The organism is Cohnella massiliensis (assembly GCF_900169535.1).
Taxonomy (GTDB): Bacteria; Bacillota; Bacilli; order Paenibacillales; family Paenibacillaceae; genus Cohnella; species Cohnella algarum.
This window is the reverse complement of record NZ_LT821254.1, coordinates 129,109-142,234: the sequence shown is the minus strand read 5'-3', so window position 1 is coordinate 142,234 and position 13,126 is coordinate 129,109. Positions and strand designations below refer to the sequence as shown.

The window sequence follows — 13,126 nt, the reverse complement described above, 5'->3', positions numbered from 1 at the left end:
TGGAAAAACCCGTACCGAGGGACAATACAACATCCCACGCAATAACCCCTGCTACAAATGGGTATTGTCCTCTTTTTGTATATCTGTTATATAATATATATAACAGATATACGCAAGGCGAGGAGTCCGCCATCCGGCCATTCCTCATGTTGCTGTTCTGTGCTAGAAGGAGAGATATTCATGTTCATCGAGCTGGATCTGCAATCGGAGACCCCGTTATACGAGCAATTAATCAACCAGTTGATCGAAGGAATCGCGTCAGGCGCATTGAAGCCGGGCGATCCGCTTCCGTCCGTCAGGAATCTGGCCGAGAATCTGGGCATCAATCTTCATACGGTCAATAAGTCGTACACCTTGCTGAAGCAGGATGGCTTTCTCCAAGTGCACCGGAAGAAGGGCGTTATCGTTCAACCGGACGCGATGCCGGGCGTGACGGAGGAATTCGAGGCCAAACTGTTCCGACAGCTCCGTTCGCTCGCGGCGGAAGCGGCCGTGCGCGGAATGACGGAAGAAGCTTTTACGAATCAATGCAGAAGGCTGTACGGGGACATCATGATGAAGCGTGGAGGGGACGGGCATTGATGATGAACGGAACCGTCATAGCGGTCGCAAGCCTATATGTCATTCAGGCGCTGTTGATCTGCGTACAGAATCTCTTCGGTCCTCGAACCTTGCTGTTCGGAGTGCCGATTCCGGCTGCCGAGACGCAGGATCCGGCCGTTCGGCGGATACGCGCGCAATATGCGATTCTGATGGGGATATTCGTGGGGATTATGGCAGCCGCTTGCTTCTTTTTGATTCGGTACCTGGACGCGGCGCACGCCTTGGCATACCTTTTGACCGCACTGCTCTCTCAATTTCCGCTCTCCGGCATCGCGATCGCGATCTGCAGACAATCGGCGCTGCGACTGAATGCAATCCGCGGCTGGCATGTCCCTGTCGAACACAGAAGGGCGGCCAGCATCCCGAGCAGACGGCATCGTTCCCCCGTGCTCGGCTTGCCATGGTTCGGTGCTCACTTGGCCGTAATCGCGGTTTGCAGCGTCATCGCCATTGTGAAGTGGAACGATATCCCGGTTTACTTTGAAATCCATCGGTACGCGGACAGAATGCCGGACTGGTATACCTGGTATTCCACCAAATCCGTCGGTTCCGTTTTCTATGAGAACTTCGGACAGCTTATCGGAACCGGACTTTTTATGCTTCTGAACCTCGCCATCGGCAGAACAAGAACGTCTCTGGATCCGAAAGACCCGGAAGGTTCGCTGCAGAAGCAAATCCGGTACAAGCGAATCAACTCTTTCATGGTATGGGGGATTTCGCTGGGTGTGACCGTATTCCTGGGGCTGTTCCAAGCGGGCAGGCTATATTCGTTCAAATTGGACTTGTGGAACAACATGTCGTTCGCGCTCCTGCTTACGGTCTATCTGCTGCTGCTGGGCATGCTGGTTTATTCGAGGGCGAAGGGACTGGACCAGCTGCGCGATCTCTCTTCGCAGGGAAATTATAATTGGAAAATAATGGGCAAGATCTATTGCAATCCCGATGATCCGGCGATCTTCGTTCCGAAACCTTACGGCATCGGCTGGACGGTAAATATGGCCAAACCGATGGGCCGGCTAACGGTCGCAGCGATTGCGGGAGGTTCTTTTATGCTCCTGGTATGGGTATGGCTCCTGAGCAAGTAATATCTATGCAAATCGGTCCGATCTCAAGCGGATTGGAAGGAGAGATCAAATTCCGATGAATTTAGCCGTCAAGTGGATGCAAAAATTCAAAGACCGCGATACCCGGCATAAGCTGAAAGGCTATCGGAACAAAGCGGAGCTCATCCGAAAACGGAATTTTGAAGCATGGGACGAAAAGCGGCTGCAAGCGGAATCTCTCCGGCTGAAAAGGGAAGCAAAATCGGGCAAGCCTTTAGACGAGCTGCTTGTCGATGCCTATGCGCTGGTCTGCGAGGCAGCGAAGAGAAAGCTCGGATTACGGCCTTACGATGTCCAGATCATGGCTGCCATCGCCCTGCACGAGGGATTTTTGATCGAGCAGCAAACCGGCGAAGGAAAAACGCTCTCTGCCGTTATGCCTGCTTATCTGAACGCGCTAACCGGCGAAGGCGTTCACGTGCTGACTTTTAACGATTATTTGGCAAATCGAGATGCGGAGTGGATGGGCCCGATCTATCGTTTCCTCGGGTTAACGGTAAACGCGGCTCAAGCGGGCATGAGCTTGTCCGAGAAACGGGAAGCGTACGCAGCGGATATAACCTATGTTACGGCCAAAGAGGCGGGATTCGATTATTTGCGCGACACGATCGCTCTGAACGAAGCCGATATCGTGCATCGTCCTTTCCACTGCGTCATCGTCGACGAAGCGGATTCGCTCCTCCTCGACGAAGCGCGGGTGCCGCTGGTCATCGCCGGCGAGCCGAGCTCTTCCGGCAGCGACGGAATTCGTTTGGCAGAAGCAGCCAGGCAGCTCAAGCAAGGTGAGCATTACGACTTCGACGAGTTCGAGCGGAACGTTTATTTAAATGAAGCGGGCTCTGCCAAAGCGGAATCGCTGCTGGGATGCGGCAATTTGTACGAAAGCCATAACAGTCATTTGTTGTCGTCGTTGAATTGCGCGCTGCATGCGGAAGCGTTATTGAAAAAAGACGTCGATTACATCGTCCGGGACGGCAAAATCGAGCTGATCGACGAATATACCGGCCGCGTGGCGGAGAACAGGCAATTGCCGGACGGGCTTCAAGCCGCGCTAGCGGCCAAGGAAGGGCTGCAGCCCTTAGCCGGCGGAAAAGTTCTCGGTACGATCACCCTTCAGCACTTCCTTAGCCTATATCCGAAGATTTGCGGAATGACGGCCACCGCGCACGCTTCCGCCGTGGAATTCGAAGAGATTTATGCGCTGCAGGTCGTGCAAATTCCGCCGAACCGGCCAAACATACGGATCGACCATCCGCACCGGATTTATACCCATAAAAAAGCCAAACTTAAGGCGCTTGTACGAGAAATCTCTTCCGTCCATGCGACGGGACGCCCGATTCTCATCGGTACGTCAAGCGTAGGGGAGTCTGACATGCTGGCGGAGGCGCTGGCGGCTGCCGGCGTACCTTGCCATGTTCTGAATGCGAAAAACGATACAGAAGAAGCCGAGATCATCGCCAAAGCGGGAGAAATCGGCGCCGTGACGGTGTCTACGAATATGGCGGGACGCGGCGTCGACATTCGGCTCGGCGGCGGCGACCCCGCACAAGCGGAAATTGTCGCCAGGCTGGGCGGGTTGTACGTGATGGGTACGCATGTGCACGAAAGCGTGCGAATCGACGACCAGCTGCGCGGGCGTTCCGGCCGCCAGGGCGACCCGGGAGCCTCCGTATTTTTCGTAAGCTTGGAGGATGAGTTGTTCCTTCGGTTCGGCATCGAGAAAGCGATTCCGCCCCTGTATCGCGATCTCAAGCAGGATGAGGCTCTCGATGAGTCGGTGCTCCGCAGCAAAATCGCGCATATCCAGCGCGTGATCATGGGCCAAAACTTCCATATCCGCCAGGAGCTGAACCATTATTCGGATATGGTGGAGGAACAGAGGCGGATTCTATACGAGGAGCGGCTCGGAATTTTGAAGGGCGAGACGCCGATGAGCCCTTCGGAGCAGCGGGTACGGCTTTATTATATCGACAAGTTCTGGGCTGACCATCTGGCATACGTTTCTTACATTCGCGAAAGCATCCATTTGACGAGCCTCGCCAGCCGCAATCCGATCGACGAATTTCATGCGCAAATCATCCAGGCCTACGAGCAAATTCCGGCTAAAATAAATCGAGAGTCGGAGAAGATGCTCGCAAGGCTCGGAGGTTCGAACGATCCGGCGAAGTGGGAAAAGTTCGGGCTCAAGAGCCCTTCTTCTACTTGGACGTATCTCATCAACGATCAATTCATGGAATACTTGCAGAAGCCCGGCTCGTGGAGCTCAGGAACGATTATCGCTTATTGGATTCGCAAGATGTTGAGACCGGTATTCGGGTGGGAAAAATTTTTCATGCAAGGAAAATAAGGACGGTTGCACGTATATACATGCTTATTTCCGAGCTTATCTTATGGAGGCCGATATGGAAAAGTAACTCATCTCAACGGGTGAGACGGGCTTTGGGCTCGGTTCTCCCGCCACATTCTCTGACACGCCGTCTTGGCTTTCATCCGAGCAGTCCCGGCGGTATTTTCCCTGCTCCAGCTTCATGTCAATAAAATCGACGACCTGCTGCAGCGAGGCGATTTGGTTGACGATATTTTCCCGGTGGCTCCTCATGTGCTCCACCAGCTCAGGATATTCTCCGGGATCTGTGTCGGCGGAGACCGCCAAAAACGGCCGCATTTCCTCCAGCGGCATCCCCGTTTTTTTCAGGCAGGAGATCAGCCGGATCGTATTGATGTCTTCCTGCCGGTAGATGCGGTGCCCGTTGTCCTTCCGATCCGCCCGAGGTAGCAGCGCGATCTTTTCGTAATAACGAATCGTATCCTCGGAGATTCCGGTTTGCTCGGCGGTTTGCTTTATTGTAAAGGTTTGCTCTTCCATCATCCTGTTTCCTCCCGGAGAATGCTTTTTTTGTGCATTATACATCTTGGTGCTGGCTCCAAGTCAAATCTTAGGACAAAAACTTTTGCTTTCGTGCCTTGACTTAGAGTCGACTCCAAGTTATAGAATGTGCGCTATCAGGGAAAATATCCCGCCATCAGGAGGAGACGTAAAATGAACGCGAACCAACGAGAAAATATCGCACTGATTACCGGCGCAAGCAACGGGATCGGGTTGGAATTAACACGGAAGTTGCTGTCGGAGGGCTGGCAGGTGGTTGCTTTGAACCGTTCCGGCTTTCCTGCGGATGATACGCAAATCCAAAAAGCCATCCATAGTGGACGGCTTCGCATGTATAAAATAGCGGATCTCGCCGATTTTTCCAGCTTGAGACGTACTTTGGAAGAGATCAAAGGAAAAGAGCGGCAGATCGACATCTTGTTCAACAATGCCGGCGGAAGCTTTGACGAACTGAGCTATTCGAAACAAGGGCGCGAGAAACATTATGAACTGATGACGGTCGTTCCGTATATCATTCTGATGGAATTGAAGGAACTCTTAAAAAACGCCGGCTTAAAAACGGTAGTCAATACCTCATCGTCAGCATTAAAATTTGTGAAAGAGTTTAATATCGAAATCCTGGAACGCCCCAAAACCTTCCGCAAACTGCTTGGTCCATATGCCGCTTCGAAGCTGGCGCTTTCGCTGTGGACTCAAGCTATCGCACCGCAGCTTGCCAAAGAGGGCATTAAGATCCGCAGCGTTGACCCGGGTAGCAATAATACGCTAAGAAAAGGAAAAAAATCCGGATTACCCATAGTGGCTAAATTGTTAATGAAGCTGTTTTTCTCTCCGCCTACCCACGGCGCGAACCAGTTGTATGAGGGGGCCCTCGGAGAACACCGTAAGGAGACTGGCGTGTTTTTGCTGAAAGGTCAGGTTGCAGATGTAAAATTTAAAGATCAAGCGCGGAACGTTTTGGATAGGGTTCATGCGATTTACAGACACGAATTTCTTGGTGAGCGCGCTTAAAGCCGTGCTCCTTCTTTCACTCGCCTCTTTCTCCTCGCCAACGGCAATCGGATTCTCCTCATAGCCGATGTTGTTTGCAAACGATTATGTATACATCGGGACGAATCGTGAGACTCGCCTCTCCATCGCCATTGCTCGTTGCCCGTCAGCTTCAGTTTAGCGTTCGGAATAAAGACAGGCGCGACATTTCTGTCGCAGCCTGTCTTCAAAGCATTAGGAAACAATCATCCCCCTGCAAGCCAACTCTTGCGACGCCAGTTCTTGAAGCTCATGGAACCCTCCTACGAAAGCGTCGCTTCTTTTAATTCCGGCCTTCCGGCTTCGACCAGCCGTTTGTTTTTAACGAAAAACAAGGTCAGGACGAGCATAAGCAACCCGGTTCCGACCAGAAGCCATTCGATCTCGATCACATCCGCTATAGGACCGAAGATCAGCATGCCGATCGGCATCATGGACGTCGAGATCATGCCGAAGACGCCGAAGATGCGCCCCATGTAGTTCGGATCCACCTTTTCCTGCAGCATGACGGTCGTCGGAGTATTTAACATAGGCATGGCCACGCCGAATACGGCCATCGGGATTAAGTAAATCCAGAAGTTGGGGATAACGCCCAACAGGACCGTACATACGCCCATCACCAGATTGGCGAGAGTCATCGTGTGGATTTTGTTGCGGAAGCCGCCCCACGAGGCGATGAGAGCTCCGCCGGCCATCATCCCGACCGAGAAAGCGATCTCTATGGCCGTCAACCGCCAATAATCGTCCCCGAAGCTGCGCGTCACCTGCAGCGGCGTCAGAAACGCGGCCGGAGCCATCAAAACAAAGAAAATCGCGAAAAAGACAAAAAAGGATTTGAGAAAGCCGTGGTTCCGAATGTAGGCCAGACCAAGCTTAAAGTCCTCCCGATAGCTGGTCGTTTGCGCATCCGACGCCTTTTGGTGCGGCGGAATTTTCAAGAAGAACAACAAAGAGAGAATCGCGATCGCCGCGGTGACCACATCGATAAAGAAGATGACTTCGATCGTAGCCACCGTCAGCAGCGTCGCGCTGACAATCGGAGCGACGAACATCATAAGCGCCTGAAGGGTTCCGTTGATTCCGTTGACCTTCGTCAGCTTTTCCTCCGGCACGATCTGCGGCAGGATCGCCCCTACCGCCGGCGTCTGGATTCCGGTGCCCAGCGCGCGAACGGCCGCAATGACGAACAGCAGCCAAGCCTCGTCGTAACCTAGCAGAAAGGTGATCGCTAGAACCAGAGTCACGGCGGCAATCATGGCATCGGCCAGCATGATCAGATTTTTGCGGTTGAACCGGTCCGCCCACACCCCCGCGAACGGCGACAACACGAAGGTCGGGATGAACCCGCAAAGGATAAACAGCGTCATCATAAGGCCGGATTCGGTCGTGAGCGTAACGTACCACATGATCGCATACTGGACTAACGCGGAACCGAATAACGATATGGTCTGACTACTCATAAACAGAACGATATCCCTTTTCCAATTCTTGCTTCTATGTTCTTCGATTTGTGTCATCCCCAACACCTTTCCGAGTCAAAATAGCGCCGTTATTTGCAAGTATTGCCTTATTGTAACACGTAATACGGCGCTTTACTTATTACGCCTGGGCAAAGCTCTGCGTTCCATTGTTTCTCCCTCTTTCTCGCCCCTATAATAATTGTATACTCTAACTGAATCAGGATTCGAATGGGAGGAATAACGATGGTATTCGTAGCTTTGCTACGGGGAATTAACGTAGGCGGCAACAATAAAATCGATATGAAGCTGCTCAAACGCACGTTCGAAGGGCTGGGACTCGCTCAAGTCGTCACCTATATCAACTCGGGCAACATCATTTTCTCGGACGAGCTGCGTACTTCGGAGGAACTAGCCGCCAAGCTGGAGGAAGCCATTCTTGCCGACTTCGGACTTGCCATTCGGGTGATGATTCGGACCCTGGACGAAATCGGAATCATTATGGACAAGCTTCCCGAAGACTGGACGAACGACGCGAACATGAAAAGCGACGTTCTTTATCTATGGGAGGAATACGATCGCGAGTCCGTACTGGAGGAGCTGCCCGTCAAGCCCGGGATCGATCGGGTCATCTATGCTCCGGGGGCGATTTTATGGTCGTACGATAAAATCAATGCCGCCAAGAGCGGCATGACCAAGATCATCGGCACGAAGCTTTATCGGCAAGTCACCGTCCGCAACGTTAATACGGCCCGCAAAATATACGACCTGATGCAGGCCGCCGCCAATCAGGCATAACGCAACGTGGAGCGAAAACCGGTTAGCAAGTTACGGATCAGAACCGTCAAAACGGGCGTAACAGGCTGCCCGATTCGGTCTGATTCGAGGAAAACTTTAACTGGATAACCCAAGCTGTTCTAATCCAGCAACACTTCTTTCGCAGGATCGCGCAAGAACTCGAACATGGCATGGATTTGCGCGGCCGTATTCCGCTCGACGGAAAGCTCCGGCAACCCGTCCTGGGCGAAAAAGCCCACATCGCTCGTCTCCACGCCGCTGAGGGCCTGGCCGCCGACGATGTCGCAGCGGATGAACAGCTTGTAGATATGATAAGGCTCGGGCGGATGGTCATGGAATTTCTTGTCCAGAACGGCCAAGAGGCGGACCGGCTTCACTTCATACCCCGATTCTTCCCGCACTTCCTTCACGGCGACTTCGGAAGGGGACAGGCCGATGTCGGCCCACCCTCCGGGCAAGGCCCAGGCTCCGTCGATCTTTTCGCGAACGAGCAAAATTTTCCCGTCCCGGAATACGACGGCCCGGATATCCGTTTTGGGCGTGGCATATCCGGTCTCGCCGGCAAAGGCGAGCCGGATCCGTTCCTTTCCGGCCCATGTATAGTTTGCAAGAATGTCCACGCTAAGCTGCCTTAACGCCTCGTATCGTTCGATATCGTAGACGTCTTTCGCATAGGTCAGCCCGGTTTGGGCGATCGCCTGGATCTGTTTGGCCCACTCCAACCATTTCGGCTCGGTCATCATTTCGCTCCTCTATCTCCGACTTTTATCGTTTCTTCTTCATTCTACTTCGATCCGGGAAATCCTTTGCCGGTTCCGGTCCTCGGATGCAGCTCCGAAAGCCCGCAACGATCGAAACGAACGACTTCGGCTTCAAATGCAAAAACGCCCCCGGCCGCCGGGAAGACGGATTTGGGGGCAGGGTGTTGCGTTTTCGTCAGGATCGGCCGGAGGCTCCGGTGAGCGGGCAGCGCCTGCAGTACTCCGCCGATATTTCATAATAAAGGCAGCAGGTGCGCCGCAACCGCTGCCGGCAACCGTCGCCGGACTCAAGGCCGGCAGGATCGACCAGCCCGGACAGCGGATTGCGCCGCTCGCCGAACAGTTCCCCGGGGATCTCGCGGACAAGATAGCGAAAATCTTCGCGAATGCGGCCGGCGGCATCCCGGCTGCCCGCCTGCTCAAGCGCATCCTCGAATAGCGGGACGATCCGCACGACGACATTTTCCCACAGCACGACGGGAGGGATGCGGGCGGTCTCGGCCAAAGCGCGGAGCATGGGGGCGACATGCCCGGCGAAAAGCTCCCGCACCAGCCGTTCGCGCCACTCATCCCGCCTTCCCGGCTCGGGCTCCGTCGAGCGATCGTCCGCCAGACGAAGATGGGGAAGCTTCGTGCCGCCCGGATTGTGTTCCGGGTCCGCGTACGTTTCCAGAAAGCAGTGCTCCAATCGCAGCATTAACTCTTTGTTATAAACGCTCATGGCATACAAAGCGGGCGAAACGGCGAGATAAGCATACCTCTTGACCAGCGTGGACGCCGTCACCCGGCGCGACGGCGACCCGATATAGCCGCCCAGCCAATCGAGGTATTGCTCGCGCGTTTCGCGATCGAGCAAATCGGCGGCGCGCACGCTTCTTCGGCACGGACGCGGGCCGTCCCGCCTGAGCAGACCGAAGCGCTCGGACAAGTCCGCCCATTCCGAAGCGGTAAGAGGGCCCGGCATGTTAAGACGCGCCCAGCAAAGCTTCCGCGACCTGGTCGACGACGAGGTTGATCGCCATCGGGCCGTAGTAGCCGATCCACATGGTCGTATCTACGGTGTAGACGCGATTTTGCTTGACCGGTTCGAGAGACTTCCAGGTTGCCGTCTCCTGAACTTCCTTTACCATCTCCGCGAACATGTCGTCCGTCAGCAGGAAGAAGTGGTCGGCGCCGACATCGGCCAGCGCTTCCAACGAGATGTGATACGCCGTATCGTCGATTTCGGTCGTCGGCTTCGGGGCGATCAGGCCCAGGTCATCGTAAAGAATAGCTCCCGTGCGGTGTTTGGGCGTATGCACGCGAATCTCGTTGTCCCGCGGGCGGATCAGCCCGACGCTTTGACCGTCCAGCTTGGCGGCAAGCTCGGCGGCCAGCTTGGCCGTTTTTTCTTTGTAGGCTTCGAGCACCTGCTCGGCTTCCTGCTCCTTGCCCACGATTTTGCCGAAGGTAACCAGCGTATCCCGCCAGTCCTCGTTGCGCATGAGCATGACGGTCGGCGCGATTTTGGACAGATTCTCGTAGATCTTTTCGTGCACTTCGGTGCAAATGATCAGATCCGGACTCATGGCCAGCACGGCTTCCAAGTTCGGCTCCTCATAGGTCCCGAGCACCTTCACGTCCGTAAGCTTGCCGCTGAGATATTCGGGAAAGTCCGCGGCCGCTCCGGCGGCTTTGACGCTTCCGGCGGGCTGCTCGTTCAGGGCCACCAGCTGATCGACATACTGAACGTCCAGCACGGCGATGTTCTCCGGCTTTTGCTCGAGGGTAAGCTCCCCTTTGACATGGCTGATCGTAACCGGATAGCTGCTTTGCTGCGTTTGAGCCGGAGTCGGAACCGGCGTTGCAACGGAGGACGGGGTCGCCGACGCTCCGTTGCCGGATGCGGGACTTCCGCTGCCGCCCGCAGAGCATGCTCCCAACAGTAGCATGATAATCAGCATGAAATTGACCGCCGCCAATGATTTCGTACGCGAATGCATTTTTGCCGCTCCTCTGTCTGTGTAGTGATAATGATTTTCATCATCGACATAACTATACGAGAGGTCGCGGCTTGCGCCAATGGACGAGGACGACAGCGAAAATGCATCCGAACGACGCTTGCGCCGAAATTGCAGAGGGGACAAGCCGAAATGCTTTTTGAAGGAGCGGCTGAAATGATACGCATCGACATATCCGACGGCTTCGGCGACTTCCTTGATCGACGCATCGGTTCTTTGCAGCATCCCCTTGGCTTGTTCCATGCGCACCCGGGTCACATACTCCATGGGGCTCATTCGGCAATACGCCTTGAACTGCCGCTGCAGCTGCCTGACTCCGCATTGAAGAACCTCCGCGAGCTCCCGCAAGTCAAGCGGCTCGGCATAGTGCCGTTCGATATAGCGGACGGCCCGGTCGATCAGATCGGTCCGCAAGGTTTGCGCATTTTCCGCTCGCTGCAGCTGCCTCAGCAATTCGTAGACGAGTTGGTGGAAGAGAGCCCGCACATGGAATTTTTCCAACGGGTCTTCCCGTTCCCACTGCAGATACATCTGCTCCATTCTCGCATAAAGTTCAAGCGGGGAGGCGGGGACAAAACCGTACGCAGCCTGAAAAGGGTTATAATCGCGGTATAGATCGAGCAGCTTCCGACGATACGGAGGCATCATGACCGCTTTATAGTAGATGAGAAAATAGTCGACGGTCTCCGTCACCCGGACGATGTCCAGCGATGCGCCTTTGCCGGCATGGCAAACATAGCTGCGGTCGATCGTGTGGACAACGCCGTCGATCCGTATTTGTCCTCTCCCGCCGCACGCGTACAAAAACGCGCCGGCCGGCAGCCGAATAAAGCGCGCGCTGTCTCCCGCCGGCACGGCGGAGCGCCGCACATCGAGCACTTTAAAAGTCCGGTGATAAAGTCCGCGTAAGCAGGCTTTTATCACGGTTTTGTCGAATTAATATCGTAACACGACTATCGAAAGAGTGATTAGGTATGAAAGCCCGCAAGTCATCGGCTATCCAGCCTCAGATGTTCCAATTCGTGGATATGGATGAACTCGTGCCGAAAAAGCACATCCTGCGCCAACTGAACGAAGCGCTTGATTTTTCCATCGTTCATGATTGGGTGGCGCCTCTATATACGGAACGTACCGGCCGCCCGGCGGCTGACCCGGAGCGGATGGTTCGACTGATGCTGCTTTCGTATTTGTTCAACCATTCCGAACGGGAATTGTATCAACTGTTGCCCATGCATGCGGGCTATTTGTGGTTTTGCGGACTGGATTTCGAATCCGTCGTGCGCCCGGACTCATCGCGGCCGTCCCTGCCGGATCGGACGACCTTGGTGAAGACCCGGAAATTGTGGCGAACGCACGGTGTTTTTGAGAAGCTGATGAAACATGTCGTCGATCAGTGCATCGCCGCGGGACTGGTCCAACCCGATGTGCATGTCGGCGTCGACGGCACCCAGGTACGGGCCAACGCATCCATTCACAGCTTGAAAGAAATCTCCCTGGCCCCGGTGGAGTCGATTGAAGACTATTTGGCTCGCATGGCCCGGCAAGATGAAGAGACCGGTGGTGTCGCCCATGATTCCGATGATGACCGACAGCCGCCCGCACCGCCCGCGCAAAAAGAGCGGCTGCTGGAAGACGAAGCGACGCATGAAGATTTTCATGGCAAAACGTTCTCGAACAAGACCCACCGCAGCGTAACGGATCCGGATGCCCGCTTGTACAAAAAGAGCAACGGTCAGGAAGCGCATTTGCGGTATTTGGTGCATGATGTGACGGATATCAAATCCGGCGTCATTCTGTCTACGCAAGCGAGCATCGCGTCCGGAACGGCTGAGCGTGAAACGAGCTTGCGGCAGCTCTTCGCGATCCGTTTTGCCCATCCGCAAATCCGGATTCGGACGCTTTCTGCCGATAAAGCCTACGGTACGACAGATTATCTGCAAGCGTTGTTCGAGCAAGGGATTGTTCCCCTGGTTTCGCTTCGCAACCTGACACTGGAAGATGTACCTGCTTGGAAACGTCAAACGAACGATCCGGAGAAACAACGCAAACGGCTGGCCAAAATCCGGGAAATCCAAATTCGAAACAAAGCCAAACGAATTCAGCTTATGGGTTCTTACCGTCATCTGCAAAAGTTGCGGACGCGGTGCGAGCATGTGTTTGCCGAAAGCAAAGTCGCGCATGGCCTGGGCCGCGCACGGAGCCGTGGATTGGACTGCATGCAAGAGCAGGCGGTGCTCACGGCCATCGTTCAAAATCTGAAAAGACTGTGCCGGTTTAAGAAAAAGCGACCACAAACCGGTGTTTTGGCATGTCCAAAACCGAAATCCGTGATGATGGAGGCAGTGTCGGACCTGCTCATTTCGGCGCTGGTTGGGTTGTTTTCCTCTTTTTTTATGCCGAAGAGACGGTTACAACTGACCTAAATCACCGGACTTTTAAAGGCCGCGTTATTCCATATCGGCAGTTGTTTCTGCAGCAACCTTCCATC

At 54.5% G+C, this 13,126-nt stretch carries 11 protein-coding genes; 6 read left to right on the top strand and 5 right to left on the bottom strand.

What is annotated here, in order from left to right:
- The first annotated feature begins 180 nt into the window (after positions 1 to 180).
- The 3 genes from B7E11_RS03075 to B7E11_RS03065 are packed head-to-tail and all read left to right on the top strand — an operon-like array spanning position 181 to position 4,053.
- Entirely contained in the window at positions 181 to 582 is a 402-nt protein-coding gene (locus tag B7E11_RS03075; RefSeq protein WP_080832155.1) for a GntR family transcriptional regulator, read from the top strand.
- Positions 582 to 1,688, top strand: a complete 1,107-nt coding sequence (locus B7E11_RS03070) for a DUF5808 domain-containing protein (RefSeq protein ID WP_080832154.1) — start codon at positions 582 to 584, stop codon at positions 1,686 to 1,688. The genes B7E11_RS03075 and B7E11_RS03070 overlap by 1 nt, the downstream gene beginning before the upstream one ends.
- A gap of 55 nt (positions 1,689 to 1,743) precedes the next feature.
- Positions 1,744 to 4,053, top strand: a complete 2,310-nt coding sequence (locus B7E11_RS03065) for a preprotein translocase subunit SecA (protein WP_080832153.1) — start codon at positions 1,744 to 1,746, stop codon at positions 4,051 to 4,053.
- Positions 4,054 to 4,089: 36 nt separating this feature from the next.
- Here the strand turns inward: B7E11_RS03065 and B7E11_RS03060 are convergent, their stop codons facing one another.
- The gene (locus B7E11_RS03060; RefSeq protein WP_080832152.1) at positions 4,090 to 4,575 is read right to left on the bottom strand and encodes a MerR family transcriptional regulator; all 486 of its coding nucleotides are present in this window, start codon (positions 4,573 to 4,575) and stop codon (positions 4,090 to 4,092) included.
- A gap of 171 nt (positions 4,576 to 4,746) precedes the next feature.
- Between B7E11_RS03060 and B7E11_RS03055 the strand changes: the two genes are divergently transcribed.
- A complete protein-coding gene (locus B7E11_RS03055) occupies positions 4,747 to 5,604 on the top strand; it encodes an SDR family NAD(P)-dependent oxidoreductase (protein WP_080832151.1) in 858 nt (285 codons plus the stop codon).
- A gap of 281 nt (positions 5,605 to 5,885) precedes the next feature.
- Here the strand turns inward: B7E11_RS03055 and B7E11_RS03050 are convergent, their stop codons facing one another.
- Positions 5,886 to 7,082, bottom strand: a complete 1,197-nt coding sequence (locus B7E11_RS03050; protein ID WP_420830606.1) for an MFS transporter — start codon at positions 7,080 to 7,082, stop codon at positions 5,886 to 5,888.
- A 243-nt stretch (positions 7,083 to 7,325) separates the two neighbouring features.
- On the opposite strand from B7E11_RS03050, the gene B7E11_RS03045 reads away from it, so the two are divergent.
- On the top strand, positions 7,326 to 7,877 hold the full coding sequence (locus B7E11_RS03045) for a DUF1697 domain-containing protein (RefSeq protein ID WP_080832149.1): 552 nt from the start codon (positions 7,326 to 7,328) through the stop codon (positions 7,875 to 7,877).
- A 119-nt stretch (positions 7,878 to 7,996) separates the two neighbouring features.
- On the opposite strand, the gene B7E11_RS03040 is transcribed toward B7E11_RS03045, so the two are convergent.
- From B7E11_RS03040 to B7E11_RS03030, 3 genes are all read right to left on the bottom strand, one after another.
- Positions 7,997 to 8,620, bottom strand: coding sequence for an NUDIX hydrolase (locus tag B7E11_RS03040; RefSeq protein WP_080832148.1), 624 nt, complete (start codon positions 8,618 to 8,620; stop codon positions 7,997 to 7,999).
- Between the two features lie 193 nt (positions 8,621 to 8,813).
- On the bottom strand, positions 8,814 to 9,602 hold the full coding sequence (locus tag B7E11_RS03035) for an IucA/IucC family C-terminal-domain containing protein (protein WP_080832147.1): 789 nt from the start codon (positions 9,600 to 9,602) through the stop codon (positions 8,814 to 8,816).
- 1 nt (position 9,603) lies between these two features.
- On the bottom strand, positions 9,604 to 11,517 hold the full coding sequence (locus B7E11_RS03030; RefSeq protein WP_245809602.1) for an AraC family transcriptional regulator: 1,914 nt from the start codon (positions 11,515 to 11,517) through the stop codon (positions 9,604 to 9,606).
- A 95-nt stretch (positions 11,518 to 11,612) separates the two neighbouring features.
- On the opposite strand from B7E11_RS03030, the gene B7E11_RS03025 reads away from it, so the two are divergent.
- Positions 11,613 to 13,061, top strand: a complete 1,449-nt coding sequence (locus B7E11_RS03025; RefSeq protein WP_080832145.1) for a transposase — start codon at positions 11,613 to 11,615, stop codon at positions 13,059 to 13,061.
- Positions 13,062 to 13,126: the final 65 nt, after the last annotated feature.